This is a genomic window from Parendozoicomonas sp. 209JJ7-1, assembly GCF_058147085.1.
On the sequence record NZ_JBYVJU010000147.1, the window covers coordinates 1 to 526 of the forward strand.

A 526-nucleotide genomic window follows, 5' to 3' on the forward strand; every position below is an offset into this window, starting at 1 on the left:
ACGGCGCACCTGATTTAGGCGTTAGGGCAATAAGCCAACCTTCAAGCACATCATAAACCAATAGAAGTAGAATTAGATGATTACAACTGAAGAAATTGAAAACATAGCAACGGAAGATTTAAAAAAATATGATGATATTGAAATCATTCTTCTGAAAGGTCACTTGGTACTTGAACAAGCATTAAATCAATTGCTAGCGGCACATGGCTTAGAGCAGCGCCACTTAGATTCCATGAATTTAATGTTTGCTAAACGCCTTGAACTAGCAATGGCTATTGATAGTAGAACAACGAATCTTATTTATAAGAATCTCAAAGAGATAAATCGGATAAGAAATAAGTTAGCACACAAAATATTTTTTGATGTATACCATGATGATTTAAAAAAGTGGGCTTGTGATGTTTTAGAATATACTCCAAAAACCTTAAACACACAGAGAACATACAAAAATCATACTATCAAAGCTATCTCTTTACTTACAGGGCAGGTTTTAGGTATTGCAGATGTTGTGAAGTCATTGAAACAA

1 protein-coding gene is annotated in these 526 nt (G+C 33.8%); it reads left to right on the forward strand.

Annotated features, from left to right (window positions below; translation table 11 throughout):
- Positions 1 to 76: 76 nt before the first annotated feature.
- Positions 77 to 526 (forward strand): hypothetical protein (locus ACY2RQ_RS19785; RefSeq protein ID WP_490114733.1); only part of this gene is annotated, 450 nt, incomplete at its 3' end.